The sequence below is a fragment of the Paraburkholderia pallida genome (assembly GCF_004524855.1).
Taxonomy (GTDB): Bacteria; Pseudomonadota; Gammaproteobacteria; order Burkholderiales; family Burkholderiaceae; genus Paraburkholderia; species Paraburkholderia oxyphila.
This window is the reverse complement of record NZ_CP038151.1, coordinates 1,605,372-1,632,367: the sequence shown is the minus strand read 5'-3', so window position 1 is coordinate 1,632,367 and position 26,996 is coordinate 1,605,372. Positions and strand designations below refer to the sequence as shown.

The 26,996-nt window shown below is 57.6% G+C and carries 26 protein-coding genes and 1 pseudogene; 16 read left to right on the top strand and 11 right to left on the bottom strand.

What is annotated here, in order from left to right; translation table 11 throughout:
* Positions 1-78 precede the first annotated feature (78 nt).
* The 3 genes from E1956_RS46505 to E1956_RS41970 all read left to right on the top strand — a co-directional run bounded on the left by E1956_RS46505 (position 79) and on the right by E1956_RS41970 (position 3,285).
* Entirely contained in the window at positions 79-876 is a 798-nt protein-coding gene (locus tag E1956_RS46505; protein ID WP_167760301.1) for a DUF1682 domain-containing protein, read from the top strand.
* Between the two features lie 2 nt (positions 877-878).
* A complete protein-coding gene (locus tag E1956_RS41975) occupies positions 879-2,057 on the top strand; it encodes a hypothetical protein (RefSeq protein WP_134759321.1) in 1,179 nt (392 codons plus the stop codon).
* 61 nt (positions 2,058-2,118) lie between these two features.
* On the top strand, positions 2,119-3,285 hold the full coding sequence (locus E1956_RS41970) for a helix-turn-helix domain-containing protein (protein ID WP_134759319.1): 1,167 nt from the start codon (positions 2,119-2,121) through the stop codon (positions 3,283-3,285).
* A gap of 136 nt (positions 3,286-3,421) precedes the next feature.
* On the opposite strand, the pseudogene E1956_RS47835 reads toward E1956_RS41970, so the two are convergent.
* Positions 3,422-3,511 (bottom strand): annotated as a pseudogene (locus E1956_RS47835) (hypothetical protein); the annotation flags it as partial.
* 252 nt (positions 3,512-3,763) lie between these two features.
* Here E1956_RS47835 and E1956_RS41960 point away from each other — a divergent pair.
* From E1956_RS41960 to E1956_RS47830, 4 genes are all read left to right on the top strand, one after another.
* Positions 3,764-5,011, top strand: coding sequence for an abortive infection family protein (locus tag E1956_RS41960; RefSeq protein WP_232072274.1), 1,248 nt, complete (start codon positions 3,764-3,766; stop codon positions 5,009-5,011).
* Between the two features lie 258 nt (positions 5,012-5,269).
* Positions 5,270-6,370, top strand: a complete 1,101-nt coding sequence (locus tag E1956_RS41955; RefSeq protein WP_134759317.1) for an RNA-guided endonuclease InsQ/TnpB family protein — start codon at positions 5,270-5,272, stop codon at positions 6,368-6,370.
* 100 nt (positions 6,371-6,470) lie between these two features.
* On the top strand, positions 6,471-6,887 hold the full coding sequence (locus tag E1956_RS41950) for a hypothetical protein (protein WP_134759315.1): 417 nt from the start codon (positions 6,471-6,473) through the stop codon (positions 6,885-6,887).
* Positions 6,888-7,129: 242 nt separating this feature from the next.
* On the top strand, positions 7,130-7,399 hold the full coding sequence (locus E1956_RS47830) for a DUF4148 domain-containing protein (RefSeq protein ID WP_418789371.1): 270 nt from the start codon (positions 7,130-7,132) through the stop codon (positions 7,397-7,399).
* A gap of 20 nt (positions 7,400-7,419) precedes the next feature.
* Here the strand turns inward: E1956_RS47830 and E1956_RS41940 are convergent, their stop codons facing one another.
* Positions 7,420-8,310 (bottom strand): LysR family transcriptional regulator, encoded by an 891-nt coding sequence (locus E1956_RS41940; protein WP_134759311.1) that lies wholly within the window; start codon positions 8,308-8,310, stop codon positions 7,420-7,422.
* A gap of 88 nt (positions 8,311-8,398) precedes the next feature.
* On the opposite strand from E1956_RS41940, the gene E1956_RS41935 reads away from it, so the two are divergent.
* Entirely contained in the window at positions 8,399-8,938 is a 540-nt protein-coding gene (locus E1956_RS41935) for a MarR family winged helix-turn-helix transcriptional regulator (RefSeq protein WP_134759309.1), read from the top strand.
* A 40-nt stretch (positions 8,939-8,978) separates the two neighbouring features.
* On the opposite strand, the gene E1956_RS41930 is transcribed toward E1956_RS41935, so the two are convergent.
* Positions 8,979-9,329: a helix-turn-helix transcriptional regulator gene (locus E1956_RS41930; RefSeq protein ID WP_134759307.1), complete on the bottom strand. Its 351-nt coding sequence runs from the start codon at positions 9,327-9,329 to the stop codon at positions 8,979-8,981.
* Positions 9,330-10,020: 691 nt separating this feature from the next.
* Between E1956_RS41930 and E1956_RS41925 the strand changes: the two genes are divergently transcribed.
* Positions 10,021-11,577 carry a 3-hydroxyacyl-CoA dehydrogenase gene (locus E1956_RS41925; protein ID WP_134759305.1) on the top strand — a complete coding sequence of 519 codons (1,557 nt, stop codon included), beginning with the start codon at positions 10,021-10,023 and terminating at the stop codon, positions 11,575-11,577.
* 39 nt (positions 11,578-11,616) lie between these two features.
* Entirely contained in the window at positions 11,617-12,414 is a 798-nt protein-coding gene (locus E1956_RS41920) for an enoyl-CoA hydratase-related protein (RefSeq protein WP_134759303.1), read from the top strand.
* 471 nt (positions 12,415-12,885) lie between these two features.
* Here the strand turns inward: E1956_RS41920 and E1956_RS41915 are convergent, their stop codons facing one another.
* Positions 12,886-13,773: a LysR family transcriptional regulator gene (locus E1956_RS41915; RefSeq protein ID WP_134759301.1), complete on the bottom strand. Its 888-nt coding sequence runs from the start codon at positions 13,771-13,773 to the stop codon at positions 12,886-12,888.
* A gap of 98 nt (positions 13,774-13,871) precedes the next feature.
* Between E1956_RS41915 and E1956_RS41910 the strand changes: the two genes are divergently transcribed.
* From E1956_RS41910 to E1956_RS41885, 6 genes are all read left to right on the top strand, one after another.
* Entirely contained in the window at positions 13,872-14,651 is a 780-nt protein-coding gene (locus tag E1956_RS41910) for an HpcH/HpaI aldolase family protein (RefSeq protein WP_134759299.1), read from the top strand.
* A 21-nt stretch (positions 14,652-14,672) separates the two neighbouring features.
* Positions 14,673-15,560: an amidohydrolase family protein gene (locus E1956_RS41905; RefSeq protein ID WP_134759297.1), complete on the top strand. Its 888-nt coding sequence runs from the start codon at positions 14,673-14,675 to the stop codon at positions 15,558-15,560.
* Between the two features lie 19 nt (positions 15,561-15,579).
* On the top strand, positions 15,580-16,740 hold the full coding sequence (locus tag E1956_RS41900) for a DUF5624 domain-containing protein (RefSeq protein WP_134759295.1): 1,161 nt from the start codon (positions 15,580-15,582) through the stop codon (positions 16,738-16,740).
* 81 nt (positions 16,741-16,821) lie between these two features.
* Positions 16,822-18,075, top strand: a complete 1,254-nt coding sequence (locus tag E1956_RS41895; protein ID WP_134759293.1) for an MFS transporter — start codon at positions 16,822-16,824, stop codon at positions 18,073-18,075.
* Between the two features lie 52 nt (positions 18,076-18,127).
* Positions 18,128-19,219, top strand: a complete 1,092-nt coding sequence (locus E1956_RS41890; RefSeq protein WP_134759291.1) for a hypothetical protein — start codon at positions 18,128-18,130, stop codon at positions 19,217-19,219.
* A 209-nt stretch (positions 19,220-19,428) separates the two neighbouring features.
* Positions 19,429-19,683: a MerR family DNA-binding transcriptional regulator gene (locus E1956_RS41885; protein ID WP_134759289.1), complete on the top strand. Its 255-nt coding sequence runs from the start codon at positions 19,429-19,431 to the stop codon at positions 19,681-19,683.
* Here the strand turns inward: E1956_RS41885 and E1956_RS41880 are convergent.
* The 7 genes from E1956_RS41880 to E1956_RS41850 form a co-directional block, all read right to left on the bottom strand.
* Positions 19,680-20,327 carry a GntR family transcriptional regulator gene (locus tag E1956_RS41880; RefSeq protein ID WP_167760300.1) on the bottom strand — a complete coding sequence of 216 codons (648 nt, stop codon included), beginning with the start codon at positions 20,325-20,327 and terminating at the stop codon, positions 19,680-19,682. The two genes, E1956_RS41885 and E1956_RS41880, sit on opposite strands and share 4 nt — an antisense overlap.
* 305 nt (positions 20,328-20,632) lie before the next feature.
* Positions 20,633-20,989, bottom strand: a complete 357-nt coding sequence (locus E1956_RS41875) for a BON domain-containing protein (protein ID WP_134759285.1) — start codon at positions 20,987-20,989, stop codon at positions 20,633-20,635.
* A gap of 61 nt (positions 20,990-21,050) precedes the next feature.
* On the bottom strand, positions 21,051-22,094 hold the full coding sequence (locus E1956_RS41870) for a porin (protein WP_167760299.1): 1,044 nt from the start codon (positions 22,092-22,094) through the stop codon (positions 21,051-21,053).
* Positions 22,095-22,379: 285 nt separating this feature from the next.
* Positions 22,380-23,744, bottom strand: coding sequence for an MFS transporter (locus E1956_RS41865; RefSeq protein WP_167760298.1), 1,365 nt, complete (start codon positions 23,742-23,744; stop codon positions 22,380-22,382).
* Positions 23,745-23,775: 31 nt separating this feature from the next.
* Entirely contained in the window at positions 23,776-25,464 is a 1,689-nt protein-coding gene (locus E1956_RS41860; protein WP_134759279.1) for a GMC family oxidoreductase, read from the bottom strand.
* Entirely contained in the window at positions 25,461-25,877 is a 417-nt protein-coding gene (locus tag E1956_RS41855; RefSeq protein ID WP_134759277.1) for a metal-sulfur cluster assembly factor, read from the bottom strand. The genes E1956_RS41860 and E1956_RS41855 overlap by 4 nt, the downstream gene beginning before the upstream one ends.
* Positions 25,874-26,986: an amidohydrolase family protein gene (locus E1956_RS41850; protein ID WP_134759274.1), complete on the bottom strand. Its 1,113-nt coding sequence runs from the start codon at positions 26,984-26,986 to the stop codon at positions 25,874-25,876. The genes E1956_RS41855 and E1956_RS41850 overlap by 4 nt, the downstream gene beginning before the upstream one ends.
* Positions 26,987-26,996 lie beyond the last annotated feature (10 nt).

Below are 26,996 nucleotides of genomic sequence, written 5' to 3'. Positions count from 1 at the left end.
CGGAGAAAGAACTGGGTTCGCGGTGGCATAATACAGGGTTGCTCAAAATAAAAGCCTTTCCCTAGAGGAGACCGAGTTGTGACGACTAAAAGTGAGATCGAAGACGCCGTCGAGGTATCGTGTGAAGTGCTCGCGCACGAAGTTTCCACGGATGAGTTCCGGACGGCAGTGGAGGATGCAGTTGCCTTTGTCAAGAATGGGGGAAAGTTTGCTTCGTTTGACGAGCGCGGGCAAAAAATGGCGCAGGCTGTGCGAGAGTCAGCGCTTGAGATTCAAGTCACGGTCGTGCCTGATGGCATGGGGACGGCTGGCGAGCTTATCGATGCTCTCTTTCACATTGCGGTAGTAAAAGGTCCGATTTCGATTGCCGCGTACGATGTCTGGAAGCATCTCATCCTGCCTCAGCTTCAGGAGCGCTGGGGAAGGCCAGCGCTGATGGAAAAGAGGAAGCAGGCAAAGCGCGAGCGCGAGGCTGCGGCGAAGCTCGAAAGGGAACAAACGAAGGCTGCGAAGAAGCTCGAAAAGGAGCAAAAGAAGGCGGCGGAGAAGCTTGAGAAGGAAGAAGGGAGGGCCGCGAAGAAGCTTGAGCAGAAGAAGGTGCAAAAGCCCGGCGGCGGGGATACGGACTCCGCAGCGAATGAATCGGACGTCGGCAATGACCCAAATGCTGACCTGAATGAGTCTGCGGCGTCGTCCAAAGAGAGCCTCAAGAAGGTGAAGAAGGCCGTGCGCAAAGCGAAAGCGTCCAAGGACGCCAACGGCTCGAGTGCGCCGGAGCCAAAACGTAAGGCGAAGAAGCAGGCGGCGCCGGCGCATGAATCACCCGCCGAGTCGGCGGCTCCGGCCAAGAAAAAGAACGCGAAGGTGCAGAAGTAGTCATGGCATCACATATTCCGCTCGCCGATCGGGTGCCGCTTGCCGGACGATTGGTACTTATCCGCGCCGATCTGCAGAGCGACGTTCAACGTTCGCTGCAGGTCGGTGCCGAGGGCTGTCATGCGGCGATATCGGTGCTTGAGGCGAAGTGCAGAGCCACAAAGAAAACCGGGGTTTCCGGTGGGGCTCTCGATGACCTGATGGGTGCGCTCGTTTCGCTTGCCGATATTGAGAGCAGTTCAGCCGGCACCGAAAGTGTCATGACTTGGCGCAACGCTGTAGTAGGCGCAGCCGGGGAAATCGCGTGCGCGAAGTGCTGCACCGCCGAGCGCGCATGTCGTGGTGGAAAGGATTTCGCGCATGATGCGGAAACCGTGGATGACCACGGACTATGCATTAAGCCGATCAAGCTGCTATTCGAAGACGCAAAGACAATCACCGAGTACGCATACGAGTACGCGGGTGGCCGTGATTTGACTACTGTTCGTTTATCGACGCAGTTGCTCGCAGACAGCGCCAAGGGTCCGGCGCGGCAATTCGCGGTCGGGGGCAGCTTTCGTGTCCGGGGTGAGCCGGGGGTAACCCTGTTCGTCGATGCCAGGGAGTATTCACTGTTGTCTTTCCTTGCGAGCCTGTACGTATTCGTTCATGAACTCTTTTCACATGCGAAGTGTGGCGTTGCTACGGGGACTGAATTCTCACTTATCTCCGTTGAGTTTTCGGAGGGTTGGATGGACTGGCTCGCCGCCCATCTTTTCCGATATATCAGCGAGGACTGCCCCATCGTTAGTGAAGGGCTACGCTGGTCGGACGTGGTCGCTGTGGCGTCGGACTACCATCGGGCGCGTGTGCGGCCGGACACTGGTCAAATCGAGAACATCAAGAACAGGGTCGGTGCACGTGCGGCTGAGAGTCTCTACTTTATGTTCAGAGGTGTCTCGCCAGAAATGGGGCAGGAACGTGCTTTTTGGCTTACCGCGCAGTTCTCAATGGGCGTCAACGTGTCGTCAGTGGGCGACGAGAAGCGGGCCAGTCTTGTGACCCGAATCGGGGAGCGGCTAGGCAATGCGCGAACTCCCGTAGAGGCGGCCACGATGGCTCCCACTGCGTGGATCAAGGCGGCAGAGCAGTTCGCACGCGACAGGAATGCCATCGCATTGCTAGAAACACTGGTCGCGTAGAGACTCATCTTTCAAATGAAAGATGAGTGCTATACTGGCTTTGGACGCTCTGGTGAAGACCATGAAAACTTACAAAATCCTCGCGGCAATGCTGCGACGCGTGCGGTTTACCGTGGCAGAGATTGCGGCCGATGTCGGTGTGCCACGCAATACAGTTTATACCGTGCTAAGTCGTCGGAAGGACGATTTCAGTACAGAACTGCAGCCCGTCGCCGGTCGGTCCGGTGGCCGGACGAAGGTTTATTCCGTCAATCAGGGCCGGAAGCCGGCGCTTATGGCAGAGTTGGAACGACTGTTTGGTGAACTTGACGGAATGACATCTCTGATGCCGGGCGATGCGACTGCCGCGGCCCCGACTGGCAGGCGGGTGACGGCTGCTCGGAACGCAGAAATATCGGGCAAGCTCGTTGACAGGGCCGGGTTGTCCAAAGGTCGAGAGTCAGCCCCGAAAGAACTGTCTTCGGCGGCCTCGCTTTTCCACTTTGACGACCGGCGAGAGCTTGACCCCATTCCTCCAATGCTGGCTTCCGCAGAACACGATTTACGGATGATTGGGACGCTCAAGGGTACGGACGCCAAGTCGGCAATGGTGAGGTCAATCGCGCAACGACTTGATGCGACTTTCAAACTGCTCTCGGCGCTTGGGAGTGTCCGGTCAGCGGAAGCGGAACTGCGGTTGAAGAATGCTCGGAACAAGCTAAAAGTCGCTAAGAGTGCACTGTTGCCCATTGGACAGCGAGATATTGGCATGCTTGTTCGAAACGCCCAGACCTGCCGTCTGCACGGCGAGTTCGTCCTGAAGGCCGAAGACCACGTCATCGTCGGATATTTGAAGAAAGACTACCTCGTTGGAAGGCTTGAAAGTGCATTTGAGCAAGAAGGGAAGCGCGTTGAGGTTCGTCCGCTAGACGCGTGTATTGCGAAGCTTAACGAGGGACGTCTTGGCACCGGAGAAACGTTCGTCCTTGCCGTGGACACCTCGTCAATGAGGAAGGCTGAATACAAGAACATCATCGAAAAGGTGAGATTGTTAACACGAGGCGTCGTTGTAAATGCGGATATGGATCGACACCGGGCGGGAATGACCGGCTATGTCCACGATGCTGCCAACAAATCCCTGAACAACGTCTTCGTCGAGGTCAACCAGAAGATGCAGGGAGCGAAGCAAATGCACTACAAGCTGATCTCGAAACGCGACGCAGATGCGGACAAACGGGAAAAGGCCTAGGTTTGACATCCTCCCCGTCCTCAGCCTGCGACTACCACGCAAGGCGCGGGAGGGACGGGGATTCCTTCTGCACGGCGGCAACGTCCCGCCGCGAGAATGTTCTCTGCCGCATTGATGTCGCGAGGATGATATGCGCTCACTCTGGACAGGCCCATTCTCTTATTCCAAGACCTTCCAGCCTCTTCTGGCCCGTGCGCCTTTTGCAGCAGCTGCAAGTCTGGCTTGAGTATTCTTCGTCGACCTCCTCGAACCATACGCCAGTGTCATCGCTCTTGTACTACAGCATGGTCCTGACAGGTACGATATCAGATCGTCACTCGCGGCCCGTAGATGCGGTCGCGTTCTTCTTCAAAACGTTGTCCAGCGCTCACTGACCGGTTGAGTCCTGATTCAGTCGAAGGGCACCGGATGGCTCGTTATCGTAAATTCTGCCGAGACAAGGTCGTTCGAAACGGCAATCTTTCGCGAGAGGCAACGGGTGGAGGCTAATTATCTGGAGGAGGTACTTGCGACCACCTTTGCGCTGCTGGAAGCAGAGGGTATGGCCGAGGCGGCCGGTCTTGTACGCACCTATCCCGCGCGGGCCGAACAGACGGGCTACGACAACTGGAACGGTGGTACTGAAATCTGGGAGGTTCAGTTCGAGGTCCCTGCGCAAGAATATGCGAGGCTAGGCGCTAAACGGGCGCAGTTAGATGAACAAATAACGGCAAGACTAAAATCTATCCTTGAGCAAGAAACCCAAAACTGGTACTCGGCCAGGATCGTTCCAGAGAATGTGAAGCGCAAGGATTGGAGGGTGGAGGGCACGGGGCTCTCAAGGCAGATTCGTATCAATATCCTGGACGGAATGCGGCTAGAAGACGTAGCGTGGTTTGGGAAGCTTGACGAGGTCGAGTTTCTGAGTCGCCTGTTTGATCTGCAGCAATATCCTTCGACGGACAGTCGATTCAAGGATGCAGCTGGAGACATATGGCAGCACTGCGTCAACAACGATGACTGGGACCGAGATTGGGTTTACTCGGACAGTCGCTTCGATCTTGTCGATGGCCCCGCAGACCGTTTTCTACGCTTTCTGTGCGAAGTGGTCCACCCGCTTGTGCGGCCGGATCGAGAGGAAGTCCTCAAACTGGTTTCTCATTTCAATGGTCAGTTGAGCCATGCCGGATGGGAGCTCTACGAAGAGGAGCGTATTGCAGGACGGCCGCGTTTTGCATACCGTCGAATCGCCCATAACGGCTCTCGCGCAGTATCACGCGCGCGGACCGTGGCCGAGGCGCTGGATGCAGGTTGGATGGCGAAAGAGATTGAGCGACTGGAGCTGGCCGTGGACCGGGATCCTGCGCTAGCGATCGGAACGGCAAAGGAACTCATTGAAACCTGCTGCAAAACGATTCTGACGAAGAAAGGTGTCGCGTTTACCAAATCGGAAGATCTGGGCGATCTGACAAAGAAGGTCGCCCGTGAGCTGCAACTTGTACCGGAAGGGATCACGGACGAAACGAAGGGGGCAGACAACATTCGGCTGATCTTGCGCAATCTCACTCAGCTCACCAACAATTTGGCTCAATTACGTGGACTCTACGGGACTGGTCATGGCCGTGACGGTCAACACCGAGGCTTGCAGCCGCGCCACGCCCGTCTTGCAGTCGCTTCGGCAGTGGCGTTCATTGACTTTGTTGCCGAAACGTACCGCCATCGGGAAACGGCCAAGAAGGCAAGCTAGGCGCAGCATTGCTGTCGAGTCAATCCCGTCGCCGGCAGCGACATATTCTGAAGAGAAACTTCCTATGCAGCAACAAGAACGCGTCTTGAGCGCATCCAATATTAGTCAGATTACGCAGGAGTTTATCCGCAATCGGCCTGAAAACCTCGGCCTTCAGGCCGGGGATGAAAGGCAGGTGTAGACAGCGAAGCAGGAATCGCGTGATTTTCAACGGGGAAACGGCGACGTGCCTATACGGAGAAACAACCGTATTGGCACATGTCCCTCACCACCCGGGTCCTGCGCTTCAGACTCAAAGACAAACACGCAAAGCTGTTGCGTGTACTCGCGCGCGAGGTCAACTTCGTGTGGAACTACTGCAATGAGCTCTCCCATATGGTCTGGCAGCGGGAGCAGCGCTTCCTGTCGGGCTACGATTTCCATCCGTTCACCCGGGGCGCGGGCAAGGCCGGACTGCACCTGCACTCGCAGACTCTCCAGGCCATCGGCGAAGAGTATGCGGTGCGCCGGAAACAGGCCGGCAAGACCCGGCTGCGCTGGCGCGCGTCGGGCGGACCCCGCCGCTCGCTCGGCTGGATTCCGTTCAAGGCGAGTGCCATCCGGTATCGCAACGGACAGGTGTTCTTCGCAGGCACGCGGCTGTCACTGTGGGACAGCTACGGTCTCTCCCGGTACAAGCTTGGTGCCGGGAGCTTCAGCGAGGATGCACGCGGCCGGTGGTACCTGAACGTGACCATCAAGGTAGAAAAGACGCCGACGCCCGCCACCGGCGAGGTCGAACGTTCCGCGGGCATTGATCTCGGCCTGAAAGACTTCGCCGCAACCAGTGATGCTCAGGTCATCACCCTCGACCGACACTACCGCAAGCTCGAGACGGTGCTGGCGAAAGCACAATGCGCAAGGAAGAAGGCGCGAGTGCGTGCGCTCCATCCAAAAATCAAAAACTCCCGGAAGGACCAGTTGCACAAGCTTTCCACGGCGCTCGTCCAGCAATACGGCGCCATCTTCATCGGCAACGTGAACGCTTCGGCGCTCGCGAGGACACGGATGGCGAAGTCCGTGCTCGATGCGGGCTGGAGCCTGTTCCGGACCATGCTGCAATATAAAAGCGATTGCGCGGGCGTGTGGTTCGATGAGGTCGATGAAAAATACTCAACCCAGACCTGCGGTTGCTGTAACAGGCGCACTGGCCCGAAGGGCCGGGAAGGTCTTGGAATAAGGGAATGGGCCTGCTTCGAATGTGGTGCGTATCATCATCGCGACATCAATGCGGCAGTGAACATTCTCGCGGCGGGACGTCGCCGTCTAGCAGTAGGAATCCCCGTCCTTCCCGCGCCTTGCGCGGCAGCCGCAGGCTGAGGGCGGGGAGGACGTCAAGGATACGCTTGCGGAACTTGGCGACTCCATCCATGGCCTCCGTGGGATTCCGCTGCTCACGGCGCTAAAGCGGGAGAAGTTGATGCATGGACCATATCCCGGCGTCACCCTCTTTGAGGCCGCCAACCGAATCATGTCTGACCTCGTCATTCTGCGTGGCGTGGCAGGATTGATCCAGGCCGGTATGTTTGGCATCGAGCGCTATCTTGTTGAGTTCGGCAACGAAGACCGCAATGGCTTCGATTTGAATGGAACGGACCAGAGCGGCCGCACGCGGGTGGGCGAGGCATTTAATGTAGCTCCATCGTTCTTCGGACCGAAGAAGCAGAAAGCGGTTTCGAAGCTTCGGTCGAACGGAGGCGCGGCCACATATCGACTCCTGTTGGTTAACGACGATGCGGTTCCTCCCGGCTACACACCACGACAAGAGGCGGGGCTCCACTATGTGTTCGTCGACATCGAGTCAGGTCGCATTCGGATACCTAACGCGCCGTCGTGAAAGACATGATTCCTTGCGACAAACAATGGGCGCTAGGCGGTGTGCAGCAATGCGTATGAAGCTGCACAAAGCTGACCATCGCGCTAAAAGCATCTCTTTGTGAGGGCGGTGTCGCGGGTGCGTTTGGGGCAGTGCGCACATTGTTGCAACTTTGTTCATATCCCATTGCCCGGGATACCGTCGTGGCAAGCAGCTTGGCACACTATACTCCAGCCATCACTAATGCTTTCAGTTGGATTGCCATGAAAAGCTTGTCCAGAGTTGCCATCGCCCTGCTCTTGTGTAGTGGCCCCGTTTTTTCGCAGGTGCTCCCCGCACAGAATACAGCGCCGGCCGAAACCCAGTACGGTAAAACCCGCGCAGAAGTGAAAGCCGAATTGCTTGCGACTGAAAAATCGGGTCTCATGCCGATGAATGATCCTAACTACCCGGCCGCACTGGTTGCGAGCACTCAAGGGAGCCGGACTGCGAATCTAACCGCTCCACAGACACTTGCGCGCCAAGCGAGGTGAGTGCGCAGACCCTCGGAGCGTCATCGGAAATACTCGATAGCGCGGTCGATGAAAGTCCGTACCTTTTGTGGAATATATTGACGGCTAGGGTAGACGAGGGAAACCTCGACGTCGGAGTTCACAACCGTATAGTCCGGTAAGAGCCGAATCAAGTTTCCGGCGAGTAGATCGTCGGAAACGAGGCCTGCCGGCAACATTGCAATTCCCATTCCGGCGAGTGCAGCCTGTTTGAGCATTGTCGCATTGTTCACCGTAAACGATGGGTTGACAACAATTTGCTCTTGGTCCTCCTTTGCAAACGTCCATGACAGCGTTCCTGTTTCTTGTGTTTGACTGAGGATGCGATGTTTGGCCAAGTCAGTGGGTATGCGAGGCGAACCCGCGCCTGTCAGATAGCGTGGTGCTGCAACGGGTACTCGCGAAGCGCGAACCAGCCTGCGCGCGATAAGGGATGAAGAGGTGATCATCCTATCCACGACAATCCCGACGTCGAATCCGGCGTCCAGCAGGTCCACCGGTTGCTCTGTCAGAATGACCCGTAAGACGACGCGTGGATATTCGCGCTGGTACTCAGCAAAAAATGGCGCGAGCTGGAACAAGGAAAAGCTGCCGGATGCGACGATTCGGAGATCGCCTGCTATTTCACGTGATGTTAGCGTGGCACGAGCCTCTAGTTCCTCGATTTCGTCGAGTACAGAACGACATCCCACCATATATTCGCGTCCTGCTTCTGTTAAGGCAGTTTTGCGCGTTGTGCGCTGAAACAAGCGGATGCCGAGATGGGATTCGAGGTTAGCGACGTGACGGGTGACTATCGACGTCGACACGTTGAGCTGGGATGCAGCTTGTGCGAAGCTGCCGGCATCTGCAACGCGCACGAATACTTGCATTGCGTGTAGAAGATTGATCATTGTTCAGTTGAGTTGCTCACCAATGGTTCTCGAGAGAAGGTAAGATGCAGCGAATGACCACTCCCTCAGGCAGACGGCTGATCAGCAAATGACAAAAAAAGATCCCCAAATCAAACACGGACAGTACGCGTTGCCGCCCGCCTGGACGGAGCGCTATCACCGCATGTATCCGGAATTGCCGCCGGAAATTTTCGACGCCATCTATGCATTGCGCCGGACGGCCCAGCGCGTAGACAATGCATTCTCAGCATGGCTCTCGAACACAGATCTGACGCCCGCGAAAATGGGACTGCTGATGCTTGTGTGGGCGGCGGGTGATGAACCAGTCACCTTCTCGCAGCTGGGCAACCAGCTTTCCGTGACACGCGCCACGATTTCTGGCCTGGTCGATGGATTGGTGAAGGATGATTTTGTGGTGCGTGTCGAGGATCTCGTTGATCGGCGCAATTTACGCGTAAAACTCAGCACACAGGGCCGTAGGCGTCTTAAGCGCATCATGGACGATCATTGCCGTCGCCTGACGTTTGCTTTTGGACGCATGGACGCTACGGAACTTACGATGTTGACTCAACTGCTTAATCAACTTGCAGACCGTGCGGAAGCGATCAGCGAATCGACTCCTTTGTAGAGGGGACTGACGCAGCTACCGAACCGGTCCGGACGGTCGCTCAGGCGGCGACGCCGGGAGCTTCATCCAAGATCGAATCACGCTGTGTCGTTATAGCTCTTTGTTCAAGCAGGTGGCGAAACGTCAGCATAAACAGCTCGTTTTGCGAGGTAATACCAAGCTTCTCATACACACGTTTCCGATACGTCAAGACACTGTTGATGGAAATGCCAAGGTTGAGTGCGATTCCTTCAGACGTGTAGCCAGTTAGAATTCCAATGCAGACCGTGCGCTCGCGACTCGTAAGCGAGGAGAATGCTTGTGCATCCGCGAGAATCCAATCGTCGGTCAAACCTATAGAGGCTATCGACGAATGGCCGTTCTTAGGCGCGGTTCGTTCCAGGTTGTTCATCACATCAACTCCTTGCCGCTGTCACATTTCCAGAATAATCAGGGCCTGGGGTAACCACCACGATACTCGGAAATTGTATGGCGCCTGACGATTTGGGCGTAGATTCGGCATACATATCGGTTCATTTTCGGCGAACTATTCCATCGAGTGACGTTGCCGGAGGCACTAGATCAATTACGCACGTGGTCGCGCCAGGTCGTCATTCAAGACCACGACCCGCCGTCCTAGTGTATGATGCCACAAATGGTAAGGCACCTGACGGTTCGAGTATAGGATCTCCCAATTTGAAGCTGCAAGGCATGGAAAACCCTGTACCGCCTGAGTCGACTGGTGTCTATTTGTCTGAGCAAAATGAGGGGGCTTCGCTGCACGTTGCTGTATTGGGGGGCGAACAGGAGCCGTTGCGTACGATGGACTTCTCCTCCGTCCAAAAGATGGGGCGAGCGTTGTGCACTCGGCGACTATTGCATCGAATCGATCTATGGCCGTATGCGTCGGTCCGTCGCGAGTCCTTCGTCTCCCCAATCCCATATTGAGTCGAATGCACAGCGCGTTTAGTAGCCCGACCACGGACTATTTCAGGTAATCAGATCTTGTAATTTTGAGGATTGGTGGTAAAGGGTGTCGGGCTGGCGAGCTAGGGATGGGCATAAATTTGCTCTCGCAGTGAGAAAAAAATCAGGAGTATTAAATGTGTGAAGGTTTGTCTAAGTCCAGCTCCGTAGCTGTAATTGGAGCGGGGGCGATGGGGGCAGGAATTGCACATGTTGCTGCACTTGCAGGGCATCGCGTCATCCTGTTCGACGTCAAAAAAGATGCTGTGAGCAACGCTATCCGATCCATCGAGACCGCGCTAGGGAAGGCGATTGTAAAGGGAAAGATGTGTGAAGCTGAAGCTCAGTCGGCTATCTCGCGAATCGTAGCCGTGAATGACATCAGTGAGATAAAAGGGGTGGGTCTGGTTGTGGAGGCCGTTGCGGAGCGGCTTGACGTAAAGCGGAAAATATTCGCCGACGTCGAAGCGATTGTAGAGGATGCCTGCATCCTGGCAACGAATACCTCGTCGATTTCCATCACAGCGATTGGCGCGCAAATGAAGCGACCCGAGCGTCTGATTGGAATGCACTTCTTCAATCCAGCGCCAGTCATGGCCCTCGTTGAGGTAGTGAGCGGTCTCGCAACGTCACGAGATATTGCCGATTGCGTCTATTCGACCGCTAGAGATTGGGGCAAGGTTCCCGTACATACAAAAAGTACGCCCGGCTTTATCGTGAACCGTGTGGCCCGGCCATATTATGCTGAAGGATTGCGTTCGCTAAGCGAAAAGGTCGCGGACGCAGCATCAATTGATGCCTTAATGCGCGAAGCAGGTCAGTTTCGCATGGGACCGCTCGAATTGATGGATCTGATTGGGCATGACGTGAATTTTGCCGTCACAGAGTCAGTCTTCAGTGCGATGTTTGCGGACCGTCGCTTTGCGCCTTCGATCATTCAACGTGAGCTAGTAGACGGCGGCTTCTTGGGCCGGAAGACGGGGCGTGGCTTTTTTGACTATTCGGAAGGCGCGGAGAGACCCGAACCCACTATTGAACCACTGGCATCCGCACCAGAGAACGTGAAGCTTGGGCCAAAGTCATCGTCCGGAGCGAAGTTGCAGGAACGGTTGATAGATGCGGGATTGCTTGTATCAGGTGAACGGACAGCGGAGCCTGATGTCATCGCCGAGATCGACGGTGTTTTTCTAATGCAGACCGACGGTCGAACGGCAACGAAGCGCGCCTCCGAAATTGGCCGAGAGGTGGTTCTGGTCGATTTCGCCCAGGATTACCTGGCGACTAAACGTGTGGGCGTATCTCGGTCAATGCAATGTGCGGAACCTGCGTATCGCGCAATAGTTGGTGCGCTCCAGAGGTGTCACTATGAAGTAGTTCCGCTGAAGGATGTGGCGGGTATGGTGGTCATGCGGACAGTCGCCATGCTTGTAAACGAGGCTTCCGACGCCGTTGATCAGGGTGTCTGCTCTGCTGAGGATGTGGATTTGGCGATGGAAAAGGGTGTCAATTACCCTATCGGTCCACTCAAATGGGCGGATGAGGTAGGTGTGGAACTCTTTCATCGAGTGTTGATAAATCTGAGAGAGCATTACGGCGAGGAAAGATATCGCGCTTCGCCGCTGCTATCTGCCCATCGGTGGGGACGTATGCCGATACACAGTAACGCAAAGATCGTTTCCAAGTTGAGTGCATAAAGCCTTCTTTGAATGTACCAAGTGCGAAGGAACATAGCTATGAAGCAGAATTTCAAAACAATTGAGCTAGCGCTTGACGGAGCAGGTTTGGCGAGTGTCGCGCTCGCGCGTGAGTCCGTGCTGAACGCTTTTGACGAGGTCATGATTGCGGAGCTGACGGAGGTCTATTCGGGTCTCTCCGCAGACGATGATGTCAGAATGGTGCTGCTTCGGTCGTCAGGGCGCGCGTTCTGCGCGGGTGCTGACCTCCAATGGATGAAAAGAGCAAGTCTAAATGGTCATGACGAAAATCTCGCGGACGCAAGACGGTTTTCCGCGATGATGGAAGCCATTAGAGGTTGTTCTAAGCCGACGATTGCGCGAGTGCATGGACATGCATTTGGTGGAGGCGTCGGGCTCTGTGCCGCGCACGATATTGTGATATCGAGCGCGTCGGCACGCTTTTCGGTCAGTGAGGCACGTTTTGGGATACTACCGGCCGTAATCGGCCCGTACCTCGTTGAGGCCGTCGGACAGCGCCAGGCGCGTCGTTTAGCGTTGACTGGAACTCAGTTGAGCGCGCATGAGGCTCTGAGTCTAGGTTTGGTGCACCAGGTAGTTGCTCCAGAGGAGCTTGACAACGCGACGGACAAGGTGATGACCGAGCTGCGCGCGAATGGACCCAAGGCCCTTGGGCAAATCAAGACATTCTTTGACCAGATTGGCGATTACAACCTTGTTCCAGCGCTCAACGACGTGGCTGCGCGAACCATCGCACGTGCCCGCTCCACGGAGGAAGCTCGAGAGGGTTTTGCAGCGTTTTTCGAGAAACGTTTGCCAACGTGGCTTGTTCGTTGATCTTGCCTGGGGAAACTTGATCGTCGGGTTCGAGAGGGCTCGACGCACTGTTGACTATCGTTGTAGCAGTCGCAGCACGCAGACCTACGCGTGATGCATGCTGATATGTTTCTCGCGTACCGAGGGAAGCGTCGGGATGCGGAAACTCTAGGCTGGCGGTGAAGTCAGTGCTCTCTCGACGCGTGCTGGAGCCAGTTCCGAACTATGGTGCGGTACGAATGCAATGCCGCAGGCGATTGGTCCGATTCGACCGATGAGGCCTATTAACCCAGCCTTGTGGCTGCTGTGGAAGATGCGCGGACTAGCAGGGTCTGGACGGTGTTGAGATGGTCCGCCTCAAGTGTGGCCCTATCATTACCGCGACATCAAAGCAGCGCAGGGCACATTCGCGGCGTGACGTCACCGTCTAGCAAAAGGAATCCCGGTTCTTCCCGCGCCGTGCACGGCAGCGGCAGGCTGAGGCCGGGGGGACTACCGGAAAGATAGCGCGAGTTCCACGAATAGGGCTACCCGAGCATTTGCGTCTCCGTAGCGATGCGCCACGGAAAGTGTCGTTGATGTGTCGTCATCGTCGAGCGTACGAAACACAACTCCGGGGATAACTATGGCACGCAGCGACGCTGGAACAAGCGCAACACCTAGGCCTGTCGCAATTAGGCCAATGAGGGTTGAAGCTTGTTGTGCTTCCTGCACGACCTTTGGCTGGAAGCCACGCTTCGAGCACAGCGATAGGGTTTGCTCGTGGATCACGACGCCGGCTTTCTGGGGATACGCGATGAACGGCTCGTCACGCAAATCAGCAAGTCGGACCTTCCGCGCCTTGGCGAAGTGATTGTGTGATTGCACTGCCAGGAGCAGTGGTTCGGTGTAGAGCGCTGCCACCACAATGCTTGCCGGAAGCGGGCCCTCGGGGGCGCGCAACAAACCTACGTCCAACTCCCGTTGCTCAAGAGCCTCGAGCTGTTTCGCTGATGACAGTTCAATCAACGAAATATTTACGTTGGGCCGTTGAGTGCGGTAAGCATGTATGAGTTTCGGAAATGTGGGAGAGAGTGACGATGCGTTTGTGAATCCCACCCGCAACCGGCCTACGTTCCCACTCACAGTCTCCCAAATTGACTCTTTGGCGTGCTCGACCCGTGCAAGGATCGCTCGCGCATCGTCGACGAGCGCCATTCCCGCCTCGGTTAATGAAACCTCCCGCCTGGTGCGATGAAACAGGCGGGCCCCAAGTTCTGCCTCAAGCGCCTGTATCGCGAGGCTTAGGGGTGCCTGTGTTATTCCAAGGCGCTCGGCGGTGCGTCGGAAGTGAAGCTCCTCAGCCAAGACCGCAAAGTACTCAAGATGGCGCAGATTCATTGATATGTTTTGTAAATCAATAAAATGAAATTAGAGAATAATACAAAACATTGGCATGGGTCATACTTTCGTCGACCGATAGGGCAAACGGAGAAGACATGAACGGAGCGGAACTGCTCGAGCGCCTGCGTGAGGGGCATAGTGTTGTAGCGCTAGGGATCCGCGCCTCGCGGACACCCGAAATCGTGCGCTGGGCGAAAGCAGCTGGTTACGACACTATCTGGATAGATATGGAACACAGCACGATGCCGGTTGATGCTGTGTCGCAGATGTGCCTATGTGCCCAGGATCTCGGGTTGATGCCGTGGGTACGCGTACCCGAGCGCGACTATGGGATGATTAATCGAGTACTCGACGGCGGGGCACTTGGGATCATCGTGGCACGCATCGAGAGTGCTGAAGAGGCTCGGGTTGCCGTCACGGCCACGCGCTTCGCGCCGCTCGGCCAACGCTCACAAATCCTGTCGTTGCCGCATGTAGGCTACGCCCCGCTGGCGGTGCGTGAGATGAACACCAAAGTGAATGCGGCGAGTGCTCTCAAGGTGCTCATCGAAAGTCGCGCAGGTGTGCAGGCTGCCGACGAGATCGCTGCGGTGGAAGGCGTGGATATTGTGGCGCTTGGCTGCAACGATCTTTCGGCCGATCTCGGTCACGCGGGCGAGCCCACGCACCCCGAAATCGTCGAAGCGTGCCGTCACGTGCTGGCGGCCGCTCGTCGGCACGGGAAGGCGGCGATCGTCGGCGGAATGCCCGACGGAGAAACGCTCGCCTCGTTGCGCCGCGAAGGCGCGAAGCCGTTCCTCTTCGCCGGCATCGATACCGATCTATTTCTGGCTGCGCTGCAGCAAAGGGCTGCCCAGGCCCGTGCAACCCACTAATACATCGAACTACAGGAAGTCATGGCTAACACTACCGATACTCCGCTCGTCTCCACGCCCATGCGCGATTGCCAGACGCTCGAACGCCCTGCGTTTGCGGTGCCCGATCTTGCGTGCGACGCCCACATGCATGTATTTGGCCCACTCGACCGCTATCCGTGTGTTGCGCGCCCGCATTACACGCTGCCGGACGGCAAGCTTGCTTCCTATTTGCAGCTCATGGAGGTTCTGAAGCTCAGGCGCTTCGTGATCGTACAGCCGAGTTTTTACGGGACGGACAATCGTTGCATGATCGACGCGCTCAAGATGGCCGGTTCGATCGCACGCGGCGTCGCGATGATTGAGGAGGAGACCGACGCAGCTATGCTCGACAGCTTCCACAAGGCAGGCGTACGCGCTGTGCGTCTGGACCTGTTCGCACGTTCGGCGCTGCCGACGGCCGAGATCCAGCAGTACATCACGCGTATGGCGAAGCGCTGCGCATCGCTTGGCTGGCATCTGCAGTTCTATGCGCCGGGCTGGGTGGTACGCAACCTGATTCCGTTCCTCGCGGACGTGCAGACTGATTACGTTATCGACCATATGGGCTACATGCTGGAAGAAGATGGTCTCACGCAAGACGACTTCGCACGTCTGCTCGATTTGCTTCGCGACGGTAACTGTTGGCTCAAACTCAGCGCGCCGTACCGCATTTCCAAGCACCGCGGCTATGACGCAGTCGCGCCGATGGCGAAGGGCATTATCGCGGCCGCGCCGCGCAAGGTCATCTGGGGCTCGGATTGGCCGCATATTCCGGACGGATCACGCGATACCGGCGAATTGCTCAACCTGCTCGCGCGGTGGACTGACGACGCAGCCGTGCACCGGGCGATTCTCGCGGATAACCCCGCGCGACTGTTCAACTTCTGAGGTGGCAGGAGAGGCAAACATGAATTATCAGCCAGATCCAGCTTTCGCGGGCTTGTTTCGCGCCTTCACATCTGACCCGCAGAGCATCGGCGGGCATCTGAGCGTGCAGATGGCAGAACTAACCGCCCGCGATCCGATCATTGTTTCGACAGGCTCGGACATCGTGCTGTTCCCGGGCGACGGCGCGGCGCCGAAGATCGAGAGCTTCCGCAAATCCACGCGCGGCTTTATCGAGTTGACTGCTGTCTCGCATCTGCCACTCGCGCTCGCGTACCTGGCGCGTATGCGCGAACTGGCCGGCAACGATGGTGCCGAGGCGCAATGGCGCACCGACGCACAACGATTGCTCGGTCACGTGCAAAAAACGCGCGAGGCCAACTCGCTCCAGCTCTGGCGCGAGTACGTGAACGTTGCGAGCTTTGCGGGTTATGAACAGAAGATCGTCAATCTCGTCGACTATACGTGTGGCGCGTCGCTTAACATGCTCGAGCGCGCGTTGCAGGACCCCACGCAACTGAGCTTCGACGTACTGAATGCGCAGTTCTTCGCGCCGCGTGCAGGGGACGGCGGGAGCGTGCCAATGAATGACGTCATGTTCGCCACGTTCGGGCTTGCCTACCTCGATATTGTCTATCGCATCGGTAATTGGCTCCGCGAGCAGCGGTTGGACTGGAGCCGCGCGATGGCGCTGGTGAGCGGACAGGCGGGGCGGCCAACTGCTGGTGTGACTTGGGCATCGAACAATATGTGCTACCTGCTCTGGCGGACGTCCGAGCGTGTGTTGCTGCCTGAGCGGGTGCTTGTCGCTCCTCATGCGCCGTCGTTCTCTGTCGCGCAGTTGCCCGACGAAGCAGGGCTCGCGAAGTTGGAGCGCAACTATAGGCTGCTGTGGCTCAACACACGCGCAAGCATCGATGTCGCCCGAGAGCTGTTCCCGGACCATGCTGGCTACCGCTTCGAACCCCAGACCGCCGACGGCATGCCGCCAATCACGGATCTGAGCGATCGTACGGCGACGACGGCGCGGCTACGCCGAATCATGGAAGATCCGGCGCAACTGCTCTCCAATTGCGTTGCCGACTATATCGTCGACAAGTTGCATGCGAATGGCAACGATCCCACGCGCGTGCCGATACCGGGTTTCACCGATGTCGAATATCCCCCGAAGGGCAGCGCGTGACACGGCGTCCTTCGTCGCGGTGGAAAACATCTCGATAACGAAAGGGCGACGCCATGTTCGTCGCCAGCAGGAGACGCGAACATGAACGCCCGTTCCGCAGAGCGCGCCGCACTAGTCACGCTGGTCTGTTTCGCTGTATCGATGATAGACGGCTTCGATACGTTGATGCTCTCATTCGTTGCACCGCTAATTTCGCATGCACTCCAGATCGATCACGCGTCACTTGGCCGCGTTTTCGGCGCAGGTTTCATTGGCACGGTTGTTGGGTCAATAGCTGTGGGACCAGCCGCCGATCGCTTTGGCCGCAAGCCGATGTTGATTGCGGCGCTCGCGCTCACGGGCTTGCTCACGCTCGCTTGCGCGCTCGCTACTTCGGCGTCGGAACTCGCGCTTCTGCGCTTTATCGGTGGTCTCGGGATGGGCGGTGCGATTCCGGCGGTCGCAGCGATTACTGCGGAGTCTGCCTCTCCGAGACGGCGTTCATCGCTCGTCATTCTAATGTTCATCGGCTTCCCTCTCGGCGCGGTTGTTGGTGGCGCGATTTCGGCAGCGCTGATGACCCATTTCGGCTGGCAGATCGTGTTCTGGATGGGGGGGACGTTCGCGCTTGCGATGCTGGCTCCCGTGATTTGGCTAATCCCAGCGCGGGAAGTCGGATCCGCACTTCAAACTCAAGCTCATGCGAGGCTGGGTGCAATCCTCGCACAGGGCAGGGCCGCGCCCGCCTTCGCGCTCTGGTGCGGGGTGCTCGCGAGCATGATCGTCTCCGGGTTTTTGGTCAGTTTCATTCCGACCATACTGAACATGAACGGTGTGCCACCTGCCCGAGCGGCGCTTGGCGCAGTCGTTCTTAATGTCGGGGCGATCGTAGGCGCGCTAGGGTTGTCATGGATTGTCCGCTGCCGCGAGCCGTTCCGTCCGGTAGCTGCATCATTCGTCGGCGGCGCACTGTTGACGTGCGCACTAGGACTGCTCATCGGCGTAGGCGGTGCGTTGTTCGGCACGCTGTTCCTCGTGGGGGTCTTCCTTGTTGGCGGTCAACTGACATTTCCCGCGATTGCCAGTCGTCTGTTCCCGTCGGCCGTGCGCGCGTCTGGAGTGGGTTGGACAATGGCAATTGGTCGGCTTGGCTCGATCATCGGCCCGATGATTGGCGGTTTGATGCTGGCGCATCAGGTTGCGTTTGACAGGTTGTTTGGTTTTGCGGGCGTGCTGACATTGTTCGCTGCTGGTGGGGTTGCACTGGCGAGCTTCTGGAGACGTGGCGCGGGATTGGCTGGCGAAAGCGAGTCCGAGGCTGACATTACCCTCGTTGTTGCGGAAGGGAAGAATTAGGCACCCAGATCCCCAACCGACGGTAGTAATTTAGGAAAAGGAGAAAAAATCAGTGAGAGAACGTATCTTGACGCCGATTCAGGAACTCGAAACGACAGGTGCGCGTGCGTTGGCGACTTGGAAACTGGACGACGTCCGCTACCTTGCCGTGGCACAGCTCGCGCGTGATGTACCTGGCGAGCCAGCGTACATGAACGGTGGCGACAGCGATATCGAGGCGCCAATCTTTCGTATGGAGGATGAACGCTTCGTTCAATGTGGCGCGCTGCCGTTAAGGGGTGGCGAGGACGTCGAATACTTCGAAATCGGCTCCAGGCAATTCCTCGCCACGGCGGGAATTCGTACAGGACGTGGACCGTACGACCTCAACACGCAAGCCGCGATCTACGAGTGGCGCGATGGCGCATGGGAGGCGATGCAGTACTTCGCTGCGTTCGCGGCGAAGCAATGGCGAGCGTTCGCAGTCGGCGAAAGGCAATTTCTTGCGTTGGCGCAAGGCGTAACTGTGGACGGTGTGGATGCGACGCATCCACGCACTTCGCGAATCTTTGAGTGGGTTGGCGAGCGCTTCGAACTCTTTCAAACCATAGAAGGTCTGTGGGGCTACGACTGGAATTACTTCCAACACGGCGGCATGCACCTTCTTGCGTATTCGGATCATGTGAGTGGTTCGTCGGTGCTGCGCTGGAACGGTGAACAGTTTGTCACATTGCAGCGCTTCGAGGAGAAGGGCGGCCGCACGTTCCGCTTCTTCGAGGCGGATGGCAAATTCTGGATGGTCCACGCAAATCTGCTCGCCCACACAACGCTCTATCAATTCGACGGCGAACGCTTTGTCGAGGCGCAGCAGTTGAGTAAGGCGGGAGGTCGCGAGCTCTGCCTCATCGAAGGCGGGCGCGAACTCTATCTTGTGCGCGTGTGTTTCATCACTGGCACACCCCAAGCACCTGTCGTCGAACGCGAATCACAAGTGTTTCAATGGGTGGGCAACGGGTTCGCGCTCATTGATACCTTCGAAACGAGTGGGGCAACGTCGGCCATCAGCTTTACGGAAGGCGGCACTCGCTACTTGGCTGTGACCAACAGCTTGAGCGCTGAACAGCGCTTTGGCGTGGCCTCGACGTTGTATCGCCTCGACGCCTAGCGCGACTCGCCGCGTTCACTCTCTGACCCGGCTGGGACCGGGTCATCCCTGACCGTAAAGAATGCTGTGCGCGAATACGCGGCGACCGGCGACATCGATCGCATCCCTTGCCACAGCGCGGGTTTCCAGCATTGACGGTTAAGTCCGCACAAACCTGACCATCGCGTTTAAAGCGAGTTCTGCACCCGGTATCTAAGTGGAGATATCGGATGCGACTCTTGTCAATTGGCGAGCCGGCGGCAGAACTGGGCGTGGCGGTGGCGATACTGCGTCGCTGGCATCGACAGGGGCTGTTTGTGTCGTTCAGCCGGACTGTCGGCGGACATCGACGATACCAGCGCGACACGGTGCGCGCCGCCTTGGGCGCCGAGCCGGCTGCCACCGGCAAGACCGTCTGCTACGCCCGTGATGAACGGTTAAGTCAGCAGCTTATGGCCGCCCAACGGAGCATGCGCCACGATTAGCGTGCGCGGAAGTGCATCAGCACCGTCTGCGCTATGCGACTTAGGTGCTTTTCGACAGCACGTTGTGCAGCTGCGGTGTCGCGCGCGCGGATGGCGCGGACAATGGCGGCGTTTTCGTCTACAACATCAGGCAGCTTTGAATGGCGCTTCAGCCCTTCGACGCGTGCACGCTGGACATGGCGTGAAAGTAAACTATACGTGTCACGCAAGGCTTGGTTATTCGCTAGGTCGATGATACGACGATGAAGAGCTTGGTGCAGCTCGAAGTACTTTTCGGGAGTTGCCGGGTCGTATTCGCTGGCGAACGCTTTATGTAGTCGCACAAGTTCGGCGATCTCCTCGTCCGTTGCGTGCAGGCAGGCTTGTCGGGCAGCGTAACCTTCTAGCGCGCCAATGATTCCGAGCTTCTCCTCAATCATCTCAACGGAAATCGCTGCGACGACGGCGCCGCGATTGCGGAAAAGCTGAACGAGCCCCTCTGAGGCCAACACTTTCAACGCCTCGCGCAGCGGCGTGCGTGACACGTTGAACTCAGCGCACAGTTCGCGCTCTGAAATGGGGGTGCCGGGGGCGAGTACCCCGTCCACGATCCGGTCCCGGAGGATTTCTGTAATCTGGTGGTGCAGATGCGTGGTCTCGGACATTGCTTGGCGGAGTAGACGGTCGCGCCCCATGCGCGGCGACCTCATTATAGGCCATTGACGTCCTCGTCACCTGAGGAAGCTCACTGCCGAAAAGGAGCTTGGGATGGGGGCGCAGCGTGAATCTCCACTCCCGAGTTGATTTCTGAGCAATGCGCAGCGCTACGCTCCGGCAGCCCTTAACTTTCTATTGTAGGGCCGTGCTGGCCGCTAGCTTTCTACACAAATCTGCTACTCAACTGTTCTCGTCAGGCAGACGGTCGCTGCTGACGGGAGCGGCGCGAGCGCCGCCTCCAAGGGTGTGCATCTTAGATCGGTGCGCGGATGGTCAGCTTATCGATCACCGACGTGACGCCAGGTACCTGTGAAGCGGCGGAGGTCGCGAGACCTATCTCGTCCTGCGTCGGTACCGTGCCCGTCAAAACTATGATTCCATTGTGTGCCAGTACGGAAACACTCGACGGATTAAGTCCGGCGGTCCTCGAGAGCTTTCGGCGCACGGCCTTGATCAGTTGCTTATCTTCTGGCGAAGGGTGTTTCAGATCACGTAAAGAGGGCAGGCTGGCGCCCTGTGGCGCTTGGGGTTGTGCGAACGTGGGCGTGGTAGACAAGAGAGTCTGCGCGGCGAGCAGAGCAAAAAGCAGAGGGATGTACCGGTTCTTCATCAAAGCCTCGATGGATAGAGTGCAGTGGATGCACGCGTTGGAGGGCGTCGTGCATCGTCGTCTAGAAGTAGTGCATGATGCCGCTGAAGAGGCCGAACTGGTTGTGGCCTATCGCAGGGTTCATTGCGGAGCCCACGGGCTGCTCCACTGGACTGAAGTTGGTGTTTTTGCCGTTAATGACATACCCCGCGGTGGTGTAAAGATACGTTCGTTTCGACAAATTGTACGTCGGACCGATGGCAAGAAGCGTCGCGTTTCCGTGACCATCGCGCTGGTGTAACCACGCACCCCCTACCACAACCTTGAACGGCCCCAATGCATTGTATGTGACGCCGGCCCATACGTAGTCCGCATAACGAGGACTGGTGGCGGGTGCCTGAGGAGCAGCCATGAATGTGTAGGCCGCTTGGATTTTGAAGAGGCTGCCCGTGTAGCCGGCGCCGATGAAAACCTGTTTCTGCGCTGCAAAGAGATCGCTGAATTGACTGTTGGCATCGCGGATCTCCTGATAAACGGCGCGAGTCGAGAAAGCGCCGAACCGGTATGTCAGCTGTACACCACTGGCCCTGCCACTGTTGAACTGGCCGGGTACCCCGCTCAAGGAGTACTGGAACCCCACGTCGAAGCCGGCGAATGAAGGCGAATAGTAGCTGAAGGTGTTGCTGAGGTTAGGCCAGTTGGCCCCTCGAACGAGTGACTCCATGCCGATATGCTGTTGGTAGAACGGATCGTAGTCGTAGGTCCCGTCTTTGACGATCGCATTGTCGCGGCCCATACGGAACGAACCAAACGGCCCCGACATTCCGACATAGGCATTTTGCCAGAACGGATTGGAACTCATGCCGTTAGTCAAGAGAATGTAATCTAGCAGCTTGAAATTGATTTTATAGCCGTTGCCAATGTCCTCTACGCCGTTTATGCCCCACGCGCTCGCTCCCGCGTCCCCGCTGTCCATGCTCCATAGATTTGAGCGCGAGCCTTTCTGCGATGCCACGTCCGTCAAGTACTGAACACCTGCATCGACACGGCCCCAAAGTGTCACACTGCTTTGCGCGCATGCTCCCCCGGAAACGAATATGAGAGCAAGACAAATCCGTCGATTCAATTTAAGTCTCCTAACCAATTTTATTAAATGATTGCCTAATTTTGATGATGCTGGACAAGATACGTCGTTCGCCTTGAAGTGAATTTAGTTTGAATTCAATTTAAATTCACTCGGCAGTTTTACCTATGGCGCATGGTTTGCTGTGCGCCGCGCAGAGGTAGGCTATCGACTGACTGATGAAACACGACGCGTAAGGGTCGCGGGATAGCCGTGGGAAGGGAAGGTCGGGCTAGTAAGTAGTCGTGCGACGCTGGCGCGACGTGCTGTCCGACCTGGATCGTGGCCTTATTGCTGTCGTGGCGCTGCTTGAAGTGTCGAACTGCTGCTGGCAGGCTCACGCGCAGATATATGCGCGAGCAGGAAAAGAGCCAACGCCGCCGCGACGGAAGGAATTGCGCAAAGGAGAAACATCTGCGACGGTTGGGCGGTAACGGAGAGCACGAACCCGCCCGCTAGCGGCCCGAGCAGCGAGCCGAAGCGGCCCACGCCTTGCGACCAGCCGACGCCGGTGCCCCGAATCGACGTCGGATAGAAGCCAGTGATATACGCGGTCACAGCCAATTGCGCTCCGATCATGAAAAATCCCGTAAAGAAGATGCAGGTCATGACTGGAACGGTGTGGCTTCCTGAGAGACCAATGCCAGCGATGGCGAATGCGCCAAACAAGTATGCGTACGCGAGGCGGCGTAGAGTATGGCGCTTTGCGATGCGTACCACGAATAGGCTCCCCACAATCGCTGCAAAATTGATCATGGCCGTGCCCATAACGGCCAGCTGCAGCGGCATGCCAATCTGCTTGAGCAACGACGGGATCCAATTGATGAGGCAGTAGGTGACGCAGAGCGACGAAAACAGAGTGAACCATAGCAGGACCGTATGAATGCCGAATCCGTTGCGGAACAGTGCCAGGAAACTCCCACGGCTCGTGCTCACCTCTGCAACGTAGAACGTTTGATCCGCACTATATTTGCGGCTTTCGTCGATGCGCGAGAGCATGCGAGCGATCCCGTCTCGATGCCTATCCGAAAGCGTGGCATAGCGGATCGACTCGGGCAGCAGGAACATAAGCAGTGGTACACACAAAAGGGGCAGCACGGCGCCGAGATGGAAAATTGAAGCCCATCCGAAGTGTTCAATCATGCGACCGGCGAATGCGCCGCCTACTACGGCACCAAGGGGGAACCCCCACATGCTGATAGTAACGGCAGTATTTCGAAGTCGTTCTGGTGCATATTCAGAAGCGAGTGCGAGGAAGTTCACGAGCGCACCGCCGAGGCCGATTCCCGCAAGCAGCCGGTATACGAGGAGTTGAGTGTAGGTGTCAGCGATACTGCAGAACCACGTGAGTATGCCAAACAGCGCGACCGAAAGGATAATGGGGCGGCGGCGACCGAAGTGGTCGGCTGCCATGCCGAAGAGGACAGCACCCAGTACGGTACCGGTCAGCCCTGCCGAGAAGATTGGACCGAACGCAGATGGCGCCAACTTCCACTGTGCACTGATGGCCGGTGCGACGAAGGCGATGGACTGAGTGTCGTAGCCGTCGATGACAATGATAATAAACAGCAGCGTGAAGATGCGCCATTGTAGCGGGCTGAACCTCGCGTCATTAATTACGGCTGCGACGTCGATGCGTTGGTTTGTCTCCATCTGTATCCTCTGTATTTGCGGTTTTTTCTGATCAACGTGAAGCTTTCTCGATGGCATGCGCCAGTTTCTCGGCGATCATGATGGTCGGTATATGAGTGTTGCCTGCGGGCACGCGCGGCATGACCGATGCGTCGGCTACGCGTAGGCCCGGTACGCCATGCACGGCACCATCTGGAGCGGTGACGGCCATGCGGTCGTGCGCACGTCCCATGGCGCATGTGCCGCAGACGTGGCCGGTTCCGGTGACCGAAGTGCGTATGTAGTCGAGTAATGCATCCCCGCCGCCGCGAAGTGAAGCGAGTGGCGCAAGTCTCGCGTAGTGCTGTAGCACACGCATGCCACCTTGCGGGTCGAGGTCCATCCACGCAGCTGCAGCCGCGGCGCGCACCGCGTTGAACTTCGACGGCGTGTTGTATCGCATCAGACGTGCCGCATCCTCCATGACAAAGGGCATATGGCACAGCTCGGAAACTTCCGGTGCGTCGAAGAGCCTGCACGCGAACTCGAAGCCCTGAACGAGGCGAAGGAGATCGCGTTCATTCGAGGCGAACGCGAACTCTACGCATGGCGCGCCGTCGGGCGCGTCGGGATCGAGTCGCACGGTGCCGCGTGAGTCAGGGCGCATAAGGACGGGGGCGAGCGACGCTAGGCGGCGACCAAGTGCATGCCAAGACAGATAGCTACGAATATAGAGTCCCAGGTCTCCGGGCGGGCCGTCTTCTATCCCTGAGGTCCAGCGCAAATATGTTGAGCCTGCCGGGCGCCAGCCCGGGGCGTCGCGCCCTTGCGGCCGCAGCAAAGCGGTCGTGAAAAGGATCGGGTGATTTTGCAGGTTGCGACCTACACCAGGAAGATCTGCGCGGACCTCAATCCCTAGTGCGTGCAATTCGTTGCCTGGGCCGATACCAGAGCGTAGAAGCAGGCTCGGTGAGCGCAATGCGCCTGCGGCTACGACGGTTTCGCGAGCGCGCACTGATTCGATGGTTCCATCGTCGCGCAGCACAGTCGCACCGACAACGCGGCCGCGATCGAACAGCAGCCGCGTCGCCTCAGTACGCGGCAGTATCGACAGGTTCGGGCGCTGCCGCGTTGCGTGGTCGAGATAGCAGAGACCGGCCGACGCGCGAGATGTTTCGAAGCGGCTGATCGGCAAGGAACAGTGACCATCGCCAAAGTCGGCATTCATGTCCTCGATATGCCGGAAACCCGCCTTCGCCGTAGCTGTAAATACGGCGCGCGCAAGGGGTTGCCAATCCCTTGGCTTTTCTCGCCGAATGGGAACCGGTCCGGATTTGCCGTGGAATGGACCTTCGAAGTCGATGTCGTGTTCGAGCTTGCAAAACCAAGGCAACACATCGTCCCATCCCCAGCCGTCTGCACCAGCTTCCTGCCACTCATCGTAATCACGCGGAGTGCCGCGGAGCGCCCACATGCCCATAATCGACGAACTGCCGCCGACGTTGCGCCCCTGCTGGAGCGCAACAGCGGGCGAGTCCTGTACTGTTCTCCAGTGAACTTTCGAGTCGGACCACATATAGTGCGGGTTGAACGCCGAAAGCGGAAACACGTTCTCGATGTCGTGTGGGACACGTTGTGCGACGAGATCTGGGCCGGCCTCAATCAGCGCAACACGCGCGTTGCCGCTTTCGGTTAGCCGGTTGGCGAGCACTGAGCCCGCCGCCCCGGCGCCGACTATCAGATAGTCGAACGTCTCGCTCACTGAGCAACTCCTCGTGCTGGGGCATTGGCGTTGGCGCCCGGCCCCATCGAAATCGGGCGAATCGGAATTACTCCGTTCCTGCCGACGCGATGCTGATGAAGTCTCGCTTGGTAGGCTTCACTCATGTCCTCGGGATCCCAGTCGAAATGACTGTCGAGCAAGACCTCGACGTTGGTAATACCCGGGAGAACGCTAAGCGCCTTATAGGCTTCCGTCGCAAACGGCGCGCCCATGAGACATCCATATTCAGTTACCGCGATCACGACTTCGACGTGAGTGCCATCTTCAGTTTCGCGCAGCGATACCTTGCGCACGAGGCCCATGTCATCGAGGCCCGCGGCGCATCCGGCGGCGACACTGCATGGATCTATGACGCAATTCAGGGCTGCTCGAATTTCCTTTTCGGTCTTCATGCTGCACGCTCCCGTACCTGCATACCGGTCCACGGTTCGGCCAGCGTTTTCTGCCTGCCGAACTCATCGTTTACGAGCTTTGCACGAAGCGCCTCGACGTCCCAGCCGAGGAAGCGCGCGTGATTCTGGCCGAGGATCTTGCGCTTGATGGCTTCCGTCAATTGCGGATAGCCGTAGTCGCGGCTCATGTCTTCGGGGATCTGAAAGTCCCAAAAGAGCTCAACGAAAGGCCTCGGATGATGCGCAACGCAGCCCGTAGACCAGAAGATTCTGTCCTCGCCGCCCCACATGAGAAGAGAACCGAGCAGTTCGGCAAAGCGCCTCGGCGAGCGCTGGAGCAAATAGGCGCTGCTGCCTTCAAGGTTGACGGTCACGTTCGGGAAGCGCTGCATTTGCCATGCCGTTTCCTCGAGAAAGGCGATCCCGCCGTGGACGACCTCGAAGGTCATGTCGGGGAACACAGTTGCAGCGCCGGCGACGTCGAATGGTGCAAACGGCTCGCTCGGCACTTGACCTTGCGGGATTGCTTTGTGGGTTGCGATCATCTTGATGCCGCGCTTGCGTGCGTGTTCGAGCAGAGGAAATGCAATCTCTGGATCGTCCAGGCGATAGCTGCGCACCTCTCCGTCCACGAGGTCCATCGGATAGAACTTGAGTCCGACTACCTTGTCTTCCTCGACGAGTTGGTCGATCACATCGAGGGCATCCGGTTGCCACGGACTCACGGGCCCGTAGAGGGCCACCCGATCGGGCCAACGTTCCCGCATTGCTCGGCCTACCGACAAGGGCGAACCGCCGTCTCGGTAAATGCCGTAGAGCGGCGTGCCATGATAGACGCACACATCGGTCTGACTTTCTGCGAAAAGTGCATGTCCGAGAAGATCGGGGTCCGCTGCATACTGAAAGCGCTCGCGCGACAACGCCCATTTTGGATTGCCATCGGGGATGAGTTTGCTGTGACCGGCGTACAGTGTGTCGGAAAGCTGGATTGCGACGCGCTCCTTGAATTTTCCATCGACATGATTTTCGGGCAGTGTGTTGTAGCCGTGCACGGTCGAGTCGACAATGAAAACGTCATCGAGATGCCAGCGATTGCGAGATTCAGTCATGTTTTACTCC

Coding starts and splice junctions, on each gene's coding strand:
- E1956_RS41975 (WP_134759321.1), top strand. CDS start 879: ATGGCATCACATATTCCGCTCGCCGATCGGGTGCCGCTTGCCGGACGA.
- E1956_RS41970 (WP_134759319.1), top strand. CDS start 2,119: ATGAAAACTTACAAAATCCTCGCGGCAATGCTGCGACGCGTGCGGTTT.
- E1956_RS41955 (WP_134759317.1), top strand. CDS start 5,270: ATGTCCCTCACCACCCGGGTCCTGCGCTTCAGACTCAAAGACAAACAC.
- E1956_RS41950 (WP_134759315.1), top strand. CDS start 6,471: ATGCATGGACCATATCCCGGCGTCACCCTCTTTGAGGCCGCCAACCGA.
- E1956_RS47830 (WP_418789371.1), top strand. CDS start 7,130: ATGAAAAGCTTGTCCAGAGTTGCCATCGCCCTGCTCTTGTGTAGTGGC.
- E1956_RS41940 (WP_134759311.1), bottom strand. CDS start 8,310: ATGATCAATCTTCTACACGCAATGCAAGTATTCGTGCGCGTTGCAGAT.
- E1956_RS41935 (WP_134759309.1), top strand. CDS start 8,399: ATGACAAAAAAAGATCCCCAAATCAAACACGGACAGTACGCGTTGCCG.
- E1956_RS41930 (WP_134759307.1), bottom strand. CDS start 9,329: ATGAACAACCTGGAACGAACCGCGCCTAAGAACGGCCATTCGTCGATA.
- E1956_RS41925 (WP_134759305.1), top strand. CDS start 10,021: ATGTGTGAAGGTTTGTCTAAGTCCAGCTCCGTAGCTGTAATTGGAGCG.
- E1956_RS41920 (WP_134759303.1), top strand. CDS start 11,617: ATGAAGCAGAATTTCAAAACAATTGAGCTAGCGCTTGACGGAGCAGGT.
- E1956_RS41915 (WP_134759301.1), bottom strand. CDS start 13,773: ATGAATCTGCGCCATCTTGAGTACTTTGCGGTCTTGGCTGAGGAGCTT.
- E1956_RS41910 (WP_134759299.1), top strand. CDS start 13,872: ATGAACGGAGCGGAACTGCTCGAGCGCCTGCGTGAGGGGCATAGTGTT.
- E1956_RS41905 (WP_134759297.1), top strand. CDS start 14,673: ATGGCTAACACTACCGATACTCCGCTCGTCTCCACGCCCATGCGCGAT.
- E1956_RS41900 (WP_134759295.1), top strand. CDS start 15,580: ATGAATTATCAGCCAGATCCAGCTTTCGCGGGCTTGTTTCGCGCCTTC.
- E1956_RS41895 (WP_134759293.1), top strand. CDS start 16,822: ATGAACGCCCGTTCCGCAGAGCGCGCCGCACTAGTCACGCTGGTCTGT.
- E1956_RS41885 (WP_134759289.1), top strand. CDS start 19,429: ATGCGACTCTTGTCAATTGGCGAGCCGGCGGCAGAACTGGGCGTGGCG.
- E1956_RS41880 (WP_167760300.1), bottom strand. CDS start 20,327: ATGTCCGAGACCACGCATCTGCACCACCAGATTACAGAAATCCTCCGG.
- E1956_RS41875 (WP_134759285.1), bottom strand. CDS start 20,989: ATGAAGAACCGGTACATCCCTCTGCTTTTTGCTCTGCTCGCCGCGCAG.
- E1956_RS41865 (WP_167760298.1), bottom strand. CDS start 23,744: ATGGAGACAAACCAACGCATCGACGTCGCAGCCGTAATTAATGACGCG.
- E1956_RS41855 (WP_134759277.1), bottom strand. CDS start 25,877: ATGAAGACCGAAAAGGAAATTCGAGCAGCCCTGAATTGCGTCATAGAT.
- E1956_RS41850 (WP_134759274.1), bottom strand. CDS start 26,986: ATGACTGAATCTCGCAATCGCTGGCATCTCGATGACGTTTTCATTGTC.